This is a genomic window from Ruegeria sp. BK1 (assembly GCF_056535645.1).
The window spans coordinates 538,907-554,483 of record NZ_JBQFIS010000002.1 but is presented as its reverse complement, the minus strand read 5'-3'; the positions used below and the strand labels follow the sequence as shown (position 1 = coordinate 554,483).

Here is a 15,577-nt window from a genome sequence, read left to right as displayed (position 1 = left end):
TCGGCGGCGACCGAGGCTTCGGCAGCTCGCACATTGGCCTCGGCGACCGCCGGATCTTCGGGACGGGTGCCGTTTTCCAGCTCTTTCAGCGATTCCTGAGCGCTGGCCAATTCAGCCCGCGCGGAATCGCGCATGGCCAGATCATTTGCCACCTGAGCCTCGGTCACGACCGAGTTCTCGACCAGTCTGGCATTTCGGTCATAGATGGCCTCGGCATCGGCAAGGCGCGCAACAGCGCCTGCTACTTTGGCCTCGGCAATTGCAATTTCTTCCTCGCGCGGTCCGACCTGCAGTTTCAGAAGCGTGGCCTGTGCCTTTTCCAGTTCTGCCTGCGCCAGTGCCAGCTTGGCGCTTTGCAATGTGGGATCAAGCTGAACCAGCGTGTCGCCTACCTTGACCACGGAACCTTCGGCAATTGGTAAATCGACGACAATTTCGCTGGCCGTCGCGGTCAAGGCCACCCGGTCGCGCGCCAACACACCCAGAGCGATGCTGGTATCGGACCCAGAGCACCGGTCCAGAAAAGCGGGCAGGACAGCCGCCAGGATCAAAGGAATGGGGATCGTCAGATTCAACAGGGTTCCCTCCGGTGCTTGGCCTTTGAACGCGTTGGGCGATAGTCAGAGCATAAAATCAGGAAATCTGATTTATGTATACGGTTCAACAACTACAGATGGCAGGACAGGTTCATGCGGGCAGGCGCGCCAACCACTCCTCCAGCTTTTCTCCGATCAGATGGGGATTATCTTCCTGCAGGAAATGAATGCCTTTGCCGATATCCACCACAGACCTGATGTTCGCAAAATGCAAACCCAGCGCGGACGTCCAGCTCAGTTCAACGGGAGGACCACGCCTTCCAACCCCAGCGCCTCATTATACCATGCGGGTCGGGACGCCCAGCCGACAATCGCGCTAACGGGCTGGGACGGCGGGCGTGACAGGCTGCCGACGGGGACAACCAGAAACTTGCCGTTCTGTGTCTTGAATGGAAGCGATGTCCCGCAGCTTCGGCAAAACACCCGGCGCACTTGGGAATTAGGCACATTGAAAGATGTCAGTTGCTCTTGACCTTCCAGCCATTCGATCCGGTCAGGCGTGGTGAAAGCATTCGCAACATGGGCCGAGCCCGAGGCCTTTTTGCAAAAGTTGCAATAGCACAATTTGAAGGCGGTCATGTTGTCTTGCACCCGATAGCGCACTGCGCCGCAGATACATTGCCCGTCGATCATGTCTGGGTGACTCGCCAAAGAGCTCATCTCAAACACGATAGGCAAAATACGCGCGGACAGTGGTGGTGAATGTCAGGCCCATGCTAATGATCGCGATGACAAAGCCGACAACCGCTGTCGCCGGGATCGAGACCAGAAAATCAACAGCAATTGCGGCACGGATACCGGTCATGCTGCGCTTGAGAATGGACGCGACGATACAGGCAAAGGTGACGATGTAACCCAGCATCGTATAGAGCATCAGGTTGGCGGCTTGCGGGCCAGCTAGCTCTCCGACCTGCAGGCCGTAGAATTTGAAACCGGCGAAGAAACCAAAGGCCAGCAGGATTTTCAGCGCGTTCAGGATGAAGATCATGCGCAGGGTGACGGGTTTTAATGCGCCGGGTGTCGGGTCGATGGCGGTCATGTCAGGTCTCCGTTTCAGGTGCGATCACGCAGCATTTGCTGCCGCGCATCTCTAATGCTATCCATGTGGATAGAAATTGATTACTATCCACATGGATAGAAAAAGCAAGGAGAAATCTGTGGCGCGAAAACGCAAGACGGATCACGACAGTGCTGTGGCGGGAGCCTTGGACCTGTTTTGGCGAAGGGGATACCACGGTGCCAGTACGCGGGAGTTGGAGCAGCAGACGGGGCTGACACGGTTCACGCTCCAAACCACTTATGGGGAAAAGAAAAGTTTTTTCTAAAGACTCTGGATGCTTATTTGGACAATGCCGAAGCCCGGCACTTTCCTGATCCCGAAACCTATGCGCTGGACGATCTGGCTGGTTGGTTCCGGGGCATCGCATCAACCGAGCGAATGCCAAAGATTGAGGATGCCGGGTGTCTTGCCTTTAATTCGATTAGTTCATTCGACCGCTCTGATCCCGAGGTTAACGCACGAATCGAGCGGTACCTGACCGCACTGGAGGGGCGGTTTGCTGCGATACTGTGCCAGGCAAAGGATGACGGGGCCATCCGTTCCGAGGTCGATCCGGATGAGGCCGCACGGGTGCTGATCGGTCTTTGCTGGGCCTTCATACGATTATGAAAGCCCGAACCTCGGATCAGTTTCCGCAGAGCTACGCCCAGGCGGCGGTCGGGCTGATTGAAGGGTGGAAAACCAGTAAGTTATCAAACATTCTGTCGTGACTAACTTCTTGCGGCGTAAGAACTGGGTTTAAGCAGTGAATGTCTGGGTGGTGGACTGCCCCTGCTGTATTGCGGTTGGCTGTTGAGTGACTGCTTTGGTGAAGCCGCAGTGCAGCTTGCTCAACGACAGGTCTGGGCCGTAACCCAATAGGCGAAGCTGGCCGAACCGCACTTTGATCTTGAGGAAAACGAAACTGGCGCTTGCACCAGCTTGCGTTTCACACTTTTGACCATTGACCCTGGTTTCGTCAGCTACGGTGTTTCCTATCGACATATAGAAGAAATCATACCCGTGCACGGCGTTGCGGTAGACCACACAACACTGAACCGATGCGTTACACGGTATTCCGGCGTGATCGCTGAAGCCGCGGGTCGCCGCGAAAGATCGTCATCGACAAAAGCGGCGCAGAAACAGCAGGTATCAAAGCCATCAACAAAATGCTGAAGGGATTTTGATGTCCGATTCCAGTCGAGGTGGTGAGGCAGAAACACTAGAACAACATCGTGGACAGGACCACCGGTTCATCAAAAGGCGAACTTGACCAATGCTGGGGTTCAAAGCTTTCGGTTTTACTGCAGCAACCGTTGCTGAAATCGAAGTCGCGAAGATGATCCGCGAGGGCCGATTCACGCCTGGACTCTGCCCCTTTCGACAATTCGCTAAACTGGCCGTCTAACTTGAAGACACGCCGAGTCTCATTGGCTAGCAGAAAAACTCTGCAACACAACCTGTTCGGCCGGACCGGGTCGTTGCAAGAGCACAACTACGCTCATTCAGAACAAAAGGTTGGGAAGAAAAAGGGTTAGTGCCGGGAACACCGTCAGGATGAAGATGGTCAACAGGTGGATGAGCCAGTATGGAACTGTCGCAATTGCCACACGGCCCAAGCCAACCTCGTTGTTGGTCAGCGCGGTTAGGACCGACAGGTTTAGCCCGACTGGGGGTGTGACCTGACCAATCTCGATGACGATGGTGATGATGACCCCGATCCAGATTGGGTCAAAGCCCAGCCCGGTAAGCAAAGGGAATACGACCGGCAAGGTCATGATCATCAACGACAATCCGTCAAAAAAGCACCCCAGCACCAGATAGATCAGCACCACGATTAACAGCACCCTGTATGTGCCCATCCCGCTTTCGGCCACGACTTCTAGGATCTGTTGCGGCACGCCCAGAATACTGGTCGATTTCGCCAGTATCGTCGCGCCCAGCACCAAAAACCCAACCGATGCAAACAACAGAACCGACTGATAGACCGCTTCGACAAGCTTCTTCCAAGTCAGGTCGCCCCATATGGAGGAAATGATCACGGCCAGTACAACGCCCACGCCTGCCGCTTCGGTCGGTGTCGCCAGCCCTCCGACAATGCTGCCGATGACCGCAATGATCAGCGCAAGCAACGGCCAGATTTGTTTGAACCCCGCCAGTGTCTGCCGCAGCGGCAATGGGGCTTCGTCGCGCGGGGCCAGGGCCGGATTTCGGGTACATCTGACCAACAGATACGCCATGAACATCAGACCAACCAGAAAACCAGGGATAATACCGGCGGCGAACAGGCGCCCGATCGAGGTTTCAGTGAGCGCGCCATAGATCAGAAAAGACAAGCTGGGCGGGATCAGCAGGCCCAAAGTACCGCCGCCCGCCAAGCTGCCCACAATCGTATCCTTGTCATAGCCGCGTTTCGACATCTCAGGGTATGCGACCGAACCCACCGCCGCAGCCGTAGACAGACTGGATCCGCTGACCGCGCCGAACAGGGTGCAAACTGCAATATTGGTGTGCAGCAAGCCCCCCGGGATGCGACGAAACAGCGGGGAAAAGGCGGAGTAGGCCCGCTCGCTAATTCCACTGCGCAGCAGCACCTCGCCCAGAAGGATGAACATGGGAACTGCGCTGAGGGTGAACGAATTGAAGACGCTCCAGATTGCGTCCACAGCCAGCGACGTGGCCCCGTTCGAGAAAAAGTGCAGAATGATCAACCCGGTCAGACCAAGCGCCGCTCCAAGGGCCACGCCCGTGCCAGCGGTGGCAACCAGCGCGCCTGTCAACGTCAGCCAGAACGACATTTATTGGTCTCTTTCGTTGGGGTCATTTGATGTCGGCCTCGGCGTCGTTCACCCTGTCCAGAATGCCGACAAGGCGTGCCACAAAGATAGACAGAGTCAGCCCAAGCGACAGCGGCATAAGCGCCATCCAAGGGTAAAGCAGAATGCGCGTGGTTTCTGTTTTAAGGTTGCGCTTGAAGGCGAATTCGAACCAAGGAATAGTTTCGACGATCAACCACAGGAAAAAAACGATACCGACCAGAAGGGCGGCGATCTGTATTGCGACATGCAGTCGACCTTTCAGAAAATCCGCCAACAGTGCCACACGCACATGTTTGGCCCGCAACGTCACCATCGGCAGACCTAGAAACAACGAAACGCTGAGCAATAGGCCGACCACTTCTTCGGTGATGTGCAGCGGCGTATTGGCAAATTTGCGCATCAATACGCTGGTGACAATGATGCCGACAATGGCGATCATTCCGAGGGCCGCAGAAACGGCGCACGCAAGGGCCAGACGGTCCAGCCCCCGCGCGATAATGTTTCCCGGACTAAGCGCCATTTTGACGTCAGCGGCCCAGGGCGGTCAGGACACGCTCACGATAGGCAGGGGCGTTGCCGCCAGCTTCTTCCGCGAGTTCAGCCCAGATTTCGGTGACGTTCGACACAAACAGATCGCGGTCTTCCTGCGAGAAATCTTCTCCCCAGGTGACACCATCTGCGACCAGCTGCTCACGTGCGGCCAGCTCGCGTTCGAAATCGTCCTCGTATTGATTGGTACGCTCCCACAAGGCGTCTGCGGCGGTCGCAATTGCCGCCTTGGTGGCGTCATCCGTAGCGTCCCATTTGTCGGTTGCGACCCCGATCACATAGGGGCCGGACGCCATCGGATACAGGAACGAAGCATATTTGGCGACCTCCTGCAAAGACACTGTGTGTGCATAAAGCGCAGGATAAAGTGCACAATCGACCACGCCGGTTTTCAGCGCCACATACATCTCTTCCTGTGGAATGATCTGCGCGGCGACCCCAAGGCGTGTGAAGGTTTCAACCTGATCGCGAGCCCAGACGCGCAGCTTTTTCGATTTCAGAGCGTCAATGGTGCGCACCGGCTCATCCCGGCAGAAGACCGACACAGATAGCATCGGGATCGGCACATACCCAACCGAGGTCACGCCCCAATCGGTAAACTCTTCCTGATAAATCTCGCGCACTGTCGGGATCGCCTTTTCGAATTCCTCGATCGAGCCAATGGTGCCTTGAACCACAACTGAACTGAGCGCTGGCGCGTCACGTCCCAGATAGTTCGCCCAGATCAGGCTCATCTCGACCGCACCCTTTGGCAGGAACCGCAGGGTGTCCGTGTTCGGAAGACCCAGCGATCCGCCGCTATAAAGCTTCAGCTTATTCTCACCTTCAAGGGCCGCGTTGACCTCTTCGACAAAGCGTTCCAGCTCTGCCGTTTCTGGGCGGGTTTCGGGTAGAAAATTGTTGAATCGCCATTCTTCCGCATTGCCTGCGGCAATGGCTGAAATGAAAGCAGCCGCGCTCAATGCGGCGGTTTGAATAATTCTCTTCATGGTGTTCCCTCCTGAAGCACTGAATATCTGGCTCTTGACGAAGCTCTTTGTGTATTAGTCTTGCTCTTCAACTTATTAGGTCGCGTAAAATCATTGACTTGGGGCGCATAGGCCGTGGGCCAGACCCACCAAATGAAAGCATAGAAAGAGCAGGGAAGGTTGCAAGTGATACCTGAGCCGCGACCTCAGCGCACTTCTGTCGGAACTTGTTGGCTTTCGTACAACCGGTTCAGAGGCCCCTCTGCTTTAACCCAACCGATCCAAATCGGATCTTCGTCTTTCGGTCCTGCTATCGGTACGTGGGCTATTGGCACGAGCGTCGTTTGACAGAAGTTCCTGATGATTAAGTCGTCTTCGACTTGATGTGCTGATCCTAAGGACATGTCGGCCTGAAAGCGGTCGATTTCTTCAAAAGGGTCAGACAAATCCCAAGTCAATGTCGGGAAAGGCGTTCCAATGCTCGCCAATGCCCGGTCAAGTCTTACGAATGCGAGAAATCGATGTCGGCTGATTTCGGTTTGGTCACTAAACTTATTTCGAAAACCATATTTGACGGCTGAATTTCTGGCGCCCTTCAGTTTGTCTGCGGATAGCTGATGATAGACAGATAGCGAAGGGGCAACGTGACCAGACGCTCGGGGCCGTGTGGCGCATCAGCCTCGAAAAACAGCGTGTCGCCGGGTTTCAGCGGATAGACCTGATCACCGTGACGGTAGTCAACCTCGCCTTCCAGCATATAGATCGTCTCAATTCCGCTGTGCTGAAAGGTCGGAAAGGTGTCGGATTCAGCGGTCAGAGTGATCAGATAGGGCTCGACGATCACGCCTGACGTGTTGGCGCCTATGGTGCCCAGCAGGTTGTATTGATGGTTAGCGCGGGTGCCCTCTCGCTCCTGCTCGACCCCTTGCCCTGCTTTGGTGTGAACGGCCAGCCGTCGTTCTTCGAACCGACGGAAAAAACTGGTCAGTGGAACCGACAGTGCATCCGCCAGCGCCTGAAGCGTCGTCAAAGAAGGCGATGTATTCCCGTTTTCGATTTTCGACACCATTCCGATCGACAGCCCGGTCATCTGCGCAAGATCTGCAACAGTGATGTTCTGCTGTTTGCGAAAGGCGTGAACTTCTCGGCCGATGGCGACTTCAAGAACCTTTTCTCGATCACTTGAACTTACGGAATGCGGGTCTTGGGTCAGTTTTGCCACCTGTTTCCTTCCGCTTCGATTCGCAGTTTGCCCGTTCATGCGGTCTTTCTTGGCAGCGAAGTTATCCTACCATGAGGAAAATGAAAGCGCTTTCGCCTTAGGAATCTGCCTAGACGTATTTTCGCATAGGGAAAAAAATTTTCTTAAGGGTAGATTTCCCTGAGGGACGTGGTTTAGGGTATCGGCAACACAACAAGAGAAGGTCTCAGACGATGTGCGGGATTGTGGGGTTGTTTCTCAAAGACCAAACGCTCGAGCCCAGACTGGGTTCAATGCTGACCGATATGCTGATCACCATGACCGATCGCGGCCCCGACAGTGCCGGTATCGCAATCTATGGTTCCCAGTCGGCAGGCCAAGCAAAAATGACGGTGCAGTCGGATGACCCTGATGCCGATTTCGCAACTCTCGCTTCAGATCTGAGTGCGGCGGTAGGAACTGAAGTCAATTTGCGTGCCAATGACACGCATGCGGTGCTGTCGATGCAGGCTGACAAGGTCGATACTGCGCGGCAGGCGATCCGTGAGATGCGCCCCGCCATGCGCGTCATGTCGGATGGTGATGCGATTGAAATCTACAAAGAAGTTGGTCTGCCAAAGGACGTGGCGGCTCGTTTCTCGCTGTCGTCGATGCATGGCAGCCACGGGATCGGGCATACGCGCATGGCCACCGAATCCGCCGTCACCACTGAAGGCGCCCATCCATTCTCAACCGGCGGCGATCAGTGTCTGGTGCATAACGGCTCGTTGTCAAACCACAACGCGCTGCGCCGCAAGCTGATGCGCGAAGGGGTGCGGATTGAATCGATGAACGATACCGAGGTCGGCGCCGCCTATCTGACGTGGAAGATGCAGAATGGGGCCACTCTGGGTGAGGCGCTGGAAAGCAGCCTTGAGGATCTGGATGGGTTCTTCACCTTTGTGGTCGGCACCAAGGACGGGTTTGGCGTGGTACGCGACCCGATTGCCTGCAAACCGGCGGTGATGGCCGAGACCGATCAATACGTGGCTTTCGGCAGCGAGTACCGCGCGCTGGTCAACCTGCCGGGTATTGAGGACGCCCGCGTTTGGGAACCCGAACCCGCCACCGTCTATTTCTGGAGCCACTAAAATGCAGAGCTATGACGTCGCAGAACAGGGCCTGCGCGGGCTGAACGCTGCCCTTCAGGCCCAAAGCACCGAGACGAACCAGACCCAGTGGGAGGTTCAGAACCCAAAGGGCAGCCATGCCATCGCTGTCGGTCTGGATGCCCCAATTGAGGTCACGGTCAAGGGTTCGACCGGCTATTACTGCGCTGGGATGAACAAACAGGCGACGATCCGGGTTGAGGGCTCGGTCGGGCCGGGCGTGGCCGAGAATATGATGTCGGGCACCGTGATCGTCGAAGGTGACGCCAGTCAGTATGCCGGGGCCACGGGCCATGGCGGGTTGCTGGTGATCAAGGGCAATGCCAGTTCGCGCTGCGGGATTTCCATGAAAGGGATCGACATCGTGGTACATGGCAATATCGGCCACATGTCCGCCTTTATGGCGCAGGCCGGTACGCTGGTGGTCTGCGGTGATGCGGGCGATGCGTTGGGGGACTCCCTCTATGAGGCGCGGCTATTCGTGCGCGGCTCGGTCAAAAGTCTGGGTGCCGATTGCATCGAGAAAGAGATGAGACCCGAGCATCTGACCCTTCTGGCCGACCTGCTGGAGCGCGCAGGAGCAGATGCCAAGCCCGAAGAGTTCAAACGCTATGGCTCGGCCCGGCAGCTTTACAATTTCGATGTCGACAACGCGGCAGAATACTGAGGAAGACCGTAATGGACGATCACACACCACGCACGATGCCGATACAGTCTGCGACGTTTTCCAACCCGGTCAATGCGGAAATCCGGCGGGCGGCGGCAACGGGCATCTATGACATTCGTGGCGGCGGCGCGAAACGCAAGGTGCCGCATTTCGACGACCTGCTGTTTCTGGGCGCCTCGGTCAGCCGATACCCGCTGGAAGGCTATCGCGAACGCTGTGACACCTCGGTCACGTTGGGCACGCGCTTTGCCAAGAACCCGATCCAGCTGGATATCCCGATCACCATCGCGGGCATGAGCTTCGGCGCGCTGTCCGGCCCCGCGAAAGAGGCGCTGGGTCGCGGCGCGTCCGCTGCGGGTACGTCGACCACTACGGGCGACGGCGGTATGACACCCGAGGAACGCGGGCATTCCAGCAAATTGGTCTATCAGTATCTGCCTTCGCGCTATGGCATGAACCCCGACGATCTGCGCAAAGCAGACGCAATCGAGATTGTAGTCGGTCAGGGCGCAAAGCCCGGCGGCGGTGGGATGCTGCTAGGCCAAAAGATCAGCGACCGCGTAGCCGAGATGCGCACCCTGCCCAAGGGGATCGACCAGCGCTCTGCTTGTCGTCACCCGGACTGGACCGGCCCGGATGATCTTGAGATCAAAATCCTCGAACTGCGCGAAATCACGGGTTGGCAGGTGCCGATTTATGTCAAAGTCGGCGCGACGCGACCCTATTACGACACGGCGCTGGCGGTGAAAGCCGGGGCCGATGTGGTGGTGATGGATGGGATGCAGGGCGGAACAGCGGCCACGCAGGATGTGTTCATCGAACATGTGGGCATTCCGACGCTGGCCTGTATCCGCCCCGCCGTGCAGGCGTTGCAAGACTTGGGTGTGCATCGCGAGGTGCAGCTGGTGATCTCGGGCGGAATTCGCAATGGCGCGGATGTGGCCAAGGCGATGGCACTGGGCGCGGATGCGGTGGCTATCGGTACGGCGGCCTTGATCGCTTTGGGTGACAATGACCCGAAATGGGAGGCCGAGTATCAGAAGCTGGGCACCACCACCGGGGCCTATGACGATTGGCACGAAGGCCGCGATCCGGCGGGCATCACCACGCAAGACCCGGAACTGGCGGCGCGTCTTGACCCGGTTGAGGCCGGGCGGCGTCTGCGCAATTACCTCAAGGTCATGACGCTTGAGGCGCAGACCATCGCGCGCGCCTGCGGCCACAACGATCTGCACAATCTGGAGCCTGAAGACCTGTGCGCCCTGACGATGGAGGCCGCCGCCATGGCGCGCGTGCCTCTGGCGGGGACAGAGTGGTATCCGGGCAAGCCGGGGTTCTGAGACAAGCGGGCGCGACCCTGACCGGGGCCGCGCCTTTTCTTTTGGGTTCAACAGGGAAAGGAAAGCCGACCATGACGACAGATCTGGCTGCTTTCGCCAAGGAAAAAGGCGTCAAATACTTCATGATCTCGTTCACCGATCTGTTCGGTGGACAACGGGCCAAACTGGTCCCCGCACAAGCCATCGCCGAGATGCAGATCGAAGGCGCAGGCTTTGCCGGGTTCGCCACTTATCTGGACATGACCCCGGCGCACCCAGACATGTTGGCGGTGCCCGATCCGTCCTCGGTCATTCAGCTGCCTTGGAAGCCCGAGGTTGCGTGGGTCGCCGCCGACTGCGTGATGGAGGGCGAGGACGTCGCCCAAGCCCCGCGCAACGTTCTGCGCAGCCTAATCGACGAAGCCGCCGCCGAAGGGCTGCATGTCAAAACCGGGGTCGAGGCCGAGTTCTTTCTGCTGACCCCCGATGGAGAACAGATCAGCGACCCGTTCGATACCGCTGAAAAACCCTGTTACGACCAGCAGGCGGTGATGCGCCGTTATGACGTGGTGCGCGAGATTTGCGATTATATGCTGGATCTGGGCTGGGGCCCGTATCAAAACGACCACGAGGACGCCAATGGCCAGTTCGAGATGAACTGGGAGTTTGACGATGTTCTGCGCACCGCCGACAAGCATTCGTTCTTCAAGTTCATGACCAAATCCGTGGCCGAAAAACATGGGTTCCGCGCCACCTTCATGCCCAAACCGGTCGAAGGGCTGACGGGTAATGGCTGCCACGCCCATATCTCGGTCTGGGATGCACCGGGGCTGAGGCCAAGACCAATGTTTTCGCGGGTGAGGGTGACGGCCCCACCGGAGAAGTGGGGCTGAGCGAGAAGGGCAAACATTTCCTTGGCGGGATCATGAAACATGCCAGCGCATTGGCGGCGATCACCAACCCCACGGTGAACAGCTACAAACGCATCAACGCGCCGCGCACCATGTCGGGCGCGACCTGGGCACCCAATACCGTGACGTGGACGGGCAACAATCGCACCCATATGGTGCGCGTGCCCGGTCCGGGCCGGTTCGAGCTGCGCTTGGCAGACGGGGCTGCTAACCCCTATTTGCTGCAAGCGGTGATTATCGCGGCGGGGCTGTCAGGGCTGCGCTCCAAGGCCGATCCCGGCCCGCGCCATGACATTGATATGTATGCCGAGGGCCACACCGTCACCGATGCGCCGAAACTGCCGCTGAACATGCTGGACGCGCTGCGCGACTACGACAAAGACACGGAACTGAAGGCGATGATGGGCGATGAATTCTCATCCGCGTTCCTGAAGATGAAGCATCAGGAATGGAATTCGTTTGTGTCGCATTTCTCGCGCTGGGAAAAAGACAACACGTTGGATATCTGACCGGGCAGGGTGCCCTGTTCTGGCCCTGCTGTCGACGGGACAGGGGCCTTTGGTGTTGTCCGCCGCCTGCAACAGGCACCGCGATTCTTCGGATACCGCAGACCTCCTTTCGAAATTGGTAGAACGTGACCCGGCTGTCCTATGGCAGTCGGGTCACTCTTTAGTGAGAATGGTGCGAAATCGACAAAGTATTGGTCTAATTGCGACATAAACTTACTGATACTTCAATATAGCTTAACGAATTCGCAGAAAAATCTAGACAGAGTGATTATTTCGCAGTTCACTTCCTGACAGCCACATTGGCCACACACCCGCAGCCCACCTGCGATTTAGGTTTTGAAACTCTGCGTCAGGAACTTGAACGATGAATACGATCTCTTCGTTGCTTGAGTCTTTTTACGAAGAAACCACACCCAAACGGGGCTTGCCTGCGGCGGCCTATAAGGATGCGGAATTCTGGGAGGCCGAATGCGCCTCGGTCTTTACGCGCAACTGGGTTTGTGTCGGGTTTGCCCATGAATTGCAGGCTGCCGGGGATGCGGTGCCGGTCACGCTGGCCGGTCATCCGCTGCTTTTGGTCCGCAATATGGCGGGTGAAATCAGGGCGTTCCACAATATCTGCCGCCACCGCTGCCTGACGCTGGTAGATGCGCCTAAGAATGTGGGCAAGCTGATCCGCTGTCCCTATCACGCCTGGGCCTATGATCTGGACGGGAAACTGCGTGCCGCACCCCATTTCGGCGGTGTAAACGAGCATCAGGCCGAAGGGTTCGACGCGTCGCAAAACAGCCTTGTGCCGGTGCGCAGCCATGTTTGGAACGATTGGGTATTCGTCAATCTGGACGGCAACGCGCCGGATTTTGATGCCTATTCCGCCTCGATGCAGGCGCGTCTAGAGGGCATCGACTGGGATAAGGTCGACTGTATCGGAACGCTCGATTTCGGAGAGATCGCATGCAACTGGAAGTTCATCATGGAGAACTTCATCGAACCCTATCACGTGCAGTTCGTCCATGCCTCGACCACGGATCAGCCGCTTGCCGACCACTATACCATCGTTGACGGCAACTGCCTTGGCAGCGCGGTCGATCTGGATGAAGAGATCGGGACATCCGGCAGTCTGGGCGTCAGCTCGCGCTATCTGACGCTGTATCCCAACTTCATTCTGGGGCGGTATTTTCCCGACCAGATGGGGGTTTACCTGAACATTCCGACGGGTCCGGGGACGATGGTCCAGAAAAGGGCGCTGTATACGACCGAAGGTCAAACCCTGACGCCCGACGTGATCGAAGGCCTCAAAAAGCTGTGGTGGGACGTGCACAAGGAAGATCACGAGATGACCGAGCGGCTGCAACTGGGTCGGTCCTCGACCGTTTCCGAGGCCGGGGGCGTGTTGTCGCCCGCCTGGGAAGACAGCGTGCGCGCCTTTCAGGAACTGGTGGCGCAGGATGTGACCACACTCGAAAAACACTGAATTGAGGAGACCAAAGTGAGCGAGAATATCAGCAGCGGATTCCGTTTGGCGCATACCATGATGCGAGTGATGGACATGGAGAAGTCGCTGGAATTTTACTGCGGCATTCTGGGCATGCAGGTCCTGCGACGCACCGATTACCCCGAGGGCAAATTCACCAACACCTTCATCGGCTACGGCCCCGAGGCTGAGTTCCCGACGTTGGAGCTGACGGCGAACTGGGATCAGGAAGACCCCTATGAAAAGGGCAATGGCTGGGGCCACATCTGCATCGAGACACCGGATGTCTATAAGGCCTGCGAAGAACTGGCGGCCGCAGGCGTGAATATCACTCGCCCGGCCGGTCCGATGAAGAACGGCACCCGCGTCATTGCGTTCTGCGAGGACCCGGACGGCTACAAGGTCGAGCTGAACGAAAGCATTCTGAAACATCTGGCCAAGGAAGGGGCGTGACCCATGGGAAATGCACCAAAACTTATGAAATGGGATTTGGTCGAGGATCGCTATAACGCGATCGGTGAAAGCGACAGCGACACCTATATCAAGCCCATGGTCACAAGCGAATTCAGCAAGACCATGTGCGGTGGGATCAATGTTCTCAAGAACATCAAGGTGCCGTGGGATCTGACCTGTGATGAGATCATCTATGTGCTGGAAGGCACCTTCCGGCTGGTGTGCGACGGCGAAACCTATATCTGCAACCGCGGCGACGTGTTGTATATCCCCAAGGACAATCACATCTCGTATGAGGCGGACGCACGCTGTGTGATCTTCTATGCCGCCTATCCCCATAACTGGAAGCAACTGGCCGGTATCACGCAAGTGCCCGGCATCGACCCCGACGACTTTGTGCCCGGCTAATTGCCGGGGCCCCGGCCCGCTGACAGGAGGAGGCCCAGATGCCAAAAGATAATCCCACTGCCAAAATCTACTACGACAGCTTTCACGACGCGGTCGAACGCAACCGGCCCAAGATCCCCGAGGTGAAAAAGCGCCTTGAGGATGCGGGTGTCAAATATGTGATGGGGGCATGGATCGACCTGCACGGCATCCCAAAGACCAAACCCGTTCCCATGAGTGATTTTGAGGCGCTATGTCTGGGCAAGGGGCCGCAATTCGCCGTGCACTCGATCTCTTACGTCCCCGAGCTGAGCCCCGCCGACAGCGATCAAGTAGTGGTTCCCGATTTGGACGCGGTCTATGTCTGCCCGTGGGACACATCGATGGCGATCATATTCTCGGACCTCTACTGGGAGGACGCACCGTACAACGTCTGCCCCCGTCAGGCCCTGAAACGCGCCATCCACGAGGCCGCGCAGGAAGGTTACATTGGTTATGCCGGGGTCGAGCCCGAGTTCATCGTGATGAAATACGATGAAAACGGTCAGCCTGTGAAAGCCTTCGACGACGACCCGGCACAGGGCCTGCGCCCGCGCCGTCAGGCCTTTGGCTATGACGTGGAATATTCGGTGGATTCGATGCCCTTCCTCAAGGACATGATCGATATTATCGAAGGGCTGGGCTGGAACCTGCACGACGTGGTGGCCGAGGGTGCTTATTCCCAGTTTGAGCTGGATTTCCACTATACCAACATGCTGGAAATGTCCGATCGGCTGGCTTTTCTGCGCATTGTTTTGAAAGAAGTTGCCAAGAAGCATGGCTGCTTCGTGACCTTTATGCCCAAGCCGACAGTGGGCGATTGGCGTTCGGGCGCGCATATCAACATGTCGATGCAGCATGAAAGCCGACCCGGTGAAAATATCTTTGAAACCTCCGAAGGCGACTGGTCGGATGAAAGCCGTTGGGCCGTGGGCGGCCTGATGCAGCACGCCGAGGCGATCACTGCCATCACCTGTCCGACGGTGAATTCGTATAACGGTCTGGTCCCGCGCGTGGGTGGGTTCGAGGGTGGCACCGTGACCTGGGCGCCGACCAATATCACCTTTGGGTTCAACAACCGCTCAGCCCAGTTCCGTCTGCCGCAAAGCCGCCACTGCATCGAAAACCGTGCCTGCGATATGACCATGAATGTCTATCTGGCGATGGCGATGCATCTGAGCTGCGCGGTGAAGGGTATCAAGAACAAGATCGATCCGGGCAAGCCCACGGATTTCGACCTGTATTCCAAAACAGAAAGCGAACTGGCTGAACTTGGCATTCGACGCCTGCCGCGTACTTTGTGGAACGCCATTCAGGCGCTGCGTGGTGACGACATGGCCGCGCATGTGATGGGACCGGTGATGCGCAACTCGTATCTGGAATACAAAAACGACGAGTGGGAGCGATACCACCAATCCGTCACGGATTGGGAAGTGCAGGAATACCTGCGGCTCTATTGATTTCCACCTCGGACGGCCCTGGGGTCGCTCGGGTCCAA

The 15,577-nt window shown here is 57.3% G+C and carries 16 protein-coding genes and 2 pseudogenes; 10 read left to right on the top strand and 8 right to left on the bottom strand.

Going from position 1 to position 15,577, the window contains the following annotated elements:
- From ACR3E7_RS21000 to ACR3E7_RS20990, 3 genes are all read right to left on the bottom strand, one after another.
- On the bottom strand, window positions 1-575 hold a 575-nt coding region (locus ACR3E7_RS21000; RefSeq protein WP_480719526.1), incomplete at its 3' end, for an HlyD family secretion protein.
- A gap of 255 nt (window positions 576-830) precedes the next feature.
- Window positions 831-1,247 (bottom strand): GFA family protein, encoded by a 417-nt coding sequence (locus ACR3E7_RS20995; RefSeq protein WP_170783246.1) that lies wholly within the window; start codon window positions 1,245-1,247, stop codon window positions 831-833.
- Window positions 1,248-1,257: 10 nt separating this feature from the next.
- Complete coding sequence (locus ACR3E7_RS20990) at window positions 1,258-1,635, bottom strand: hypothetical protein (RefSeq protein ID WP_480503937.1); 378 nt, start codon at window positions 1,633-1,635, stop codon at window positions 1,258-1,260.
- Between the two features lie 303 nt (window positions 1,636-1,938).
- On the opposite strand from ACR3E7_RS20990, the gene ACR3E7_RS20985 reads away from it, so the two are divergent.
- Entirely contained in the window at window positions 1,939-2,265 is a 327-nt protein-coding gene (locus ACR3E7_RS20985; RefSeq protein ID WP_480719524.1) for a TetR family transcriptional regulator C-terminal domain-containing protein, read from the top strand.
- Between the two features lie 129 nt (window positions 2,266-2,394).
- On the opposite strand, the gene ACR3E7_RS20980 is transcribed toward ACR3E7_RS20985, so the two are convergent.
- Window positions 2,395-2,682, bottom strand: a complete 288-nt coding sequence (locus ACR3E7_RS20980) for a hypothetical protein (RefSeq protein ID WP_480719528.1) — start codon at window positions 2,680-2,682, stop codon at window positions 2,395-2,397.
- On the opposite strand from ACR3E7_RS20980, the pseudogene ACR3E7_RS20975 reads away from it, so the two are divergent.
- Window positions 2,578-3,043: pseudogene (locus ACR3E7_RS20975) on the top strand (DDE-type integrase/transposase/recombinase). The gene ACR3E7_RS20980 and the pseudogene ACR3E7_RS20975 overlap by 105 nt on opposite strands.
- 97 nt (window positions 3,044-3,140) lie before the next feature.
- Here ACR3E7_RS20975 and ACR3E7_RS20970 read toward each other — a convergent pair.
- From ACR3E7_RS20970 to ACR3E7_RS20955, 4 genes are all read right to left on the bottom strand, one after another.
- Window positions 3,141-4,433 (bottom strand): TRAP transporter large permease, encoded by a 1,293-nt coding sequence (locus tag ACR3E7_RS20970; RefSeq protein ID WP_480503933.1) that lies wholly within the window; start codon window positions 4,431-4,433, stop codon window positions 3,141-3,143.
- A 22-nt stretch (window positions 4,434-4,455) separates the two neighbouring features.
- Window positions 4,456-4,974: a TRAP transporter small permease gene (locus ACR3E7_RS20965; protein ID WP_480503932.1), complete on the bottom strand. Its 519-nt coding sequence runs from the start codon at window positions 4,972-4,974 to the stop codon at window positions 4,456-4,458.
- 7 nt (window positions 4,975-4,981) lie between these two features.
- Window positions 4,982-5,992 (bottom strand): TRAP transporter substrate-binding protein DctP, encoded by a 1,011-nt coding sequence (dctP, locus tag ACR3E7_RS20960; protein ID WP_480503931.1) that lies wholly within the window; start codon window positions 5,990-5,992, stop codon window positions 4,982-4,984.
- A gap of 574 nt (window positions 5,993-6,566) precedes the next feature.
- The gene (locus ACR3E7_RS20955; RefSeq protein WP_170789334.1) at window positions 6,567-7,232 is read right to left on the bottom strand and encodes a helix-turn-helix domain-containing protein; all 666 of its coding nucleotides are present in this window, start codon (window positions 7,230-7,232) and stop codon (window positions 6,567-6,569) included.
- A gap of 173 nt (window positions 7,233-7,405) precedes the next feature.
- Here ACR3E7_RS20955 and ACR3E7_RS20950 point away from each other — a divergent pair, with 173 nt between their 5' ends.
- The 8 genes and pseudogenes from ACR3E7_RS20950 (at window position 7,406) to ACR3E7_RS20915 (ending at window position 15,539) form a co-directional block, all read left to right on the top strand.
- Complete coding sequence (locus tag ACR3E7_RS20950; protein WP_170789333.1) at window positions 7,406-8,302, top strand: class II glutamine amidotransferase; 897 nt, start codon at window positions 7,406-7,408, stop codon at window positions 8,300-8,302.
- A 1-nt stretch (window position 8,303) separates the two neighbouring features.
- The gene (locus tag ACR3E7_RS20945; RefSeq protein WP_170789332.1) at window positions 8,304-8,987 is read left to right on the top strand and encodes a GltB/FmdC/FwdC-like GXGXG domain-containing protein; all 684 of its coding nucleotides are present in this window, start codon (window positions 8,304-8,306) and stop codon (window positions 8,985-8,987) included.
- Between the two features lie 11 nt (window positions 8,988-8,998).
- Window positions 8,999-10,327, top strand: coding sequence for an FMN-binding glutamate synthase family protein (locus ACR3E7_RS20940; RefSeq protein WP_170789331.1), 1,329 nt, complete (start codon window positions 8,999-9,001; stop codon window positions 10,325-10,327).
- Between the two features lie 71 nt (window positions 10,328-10,398).
- Window positions 10,399-11,726: pseudogene (glnT, locus tag ACR3E7_RS20935) on the top strand (type III glutamate--ammonia ligase).
- Between the two features lie 364 nt (window positions 11,727-12,090).
- The gene (locus ACR3E7_RS20930) at window positions 12,091-13,200 is read left to right on the top strand and encodes an aromatic ring-hydroxylating oxygenase subunit alpha (protein WP_480503928.1); all 1,110 of its coding nucleotides are present in this window, start codon (window positions 12,091-12,093) and stop codon (window positions 13,198-13,200) included.
- Between the two features lie 15 nt (window positions 13,201-13,215).
- Window positions 13,216-13,653, top strand: a complete 438-nt coding sequence (gene gloA, locus ACR3E7_RS20925) for a lactoylglutathione lyase (RefSeq protein WP_170771832.1) — start codon at window positions 13,216-13,218, stop codon at window positions 13,651-13,653.
- A 3-nt stretch (window positions 13,654-13,656) separates the two neighbouring features.
- Window positions 13,657-14,061 carry a cupin domain-containing protein gene (locus ACR3E7_RS20920; protein WP_480503927.1) on the top strand — a complete coding sequence of 135 codons (405 nt, stop codon included), beginning with the start codon at window positions 13,657-13,659 and terminating at the stop codon, window positions 14,059-14,061.
- Window positions 14,062-14,099: 38 nt separating this feature from the next.
- On the top strand, window positions 14,100-15,539 hold the full coding sequence (locus tag ACR3E7_RS20915; protein ID WP_480503926.1) for a glutamine synthetase family protein: 1,440 nt from the start codon (window positions 14,100-14,102) through the stop codon (window positions 15,537-15,539).
- The last annotated feature ends 38 nt before the right edge of the window (window positions 15,540-15,577 follow it).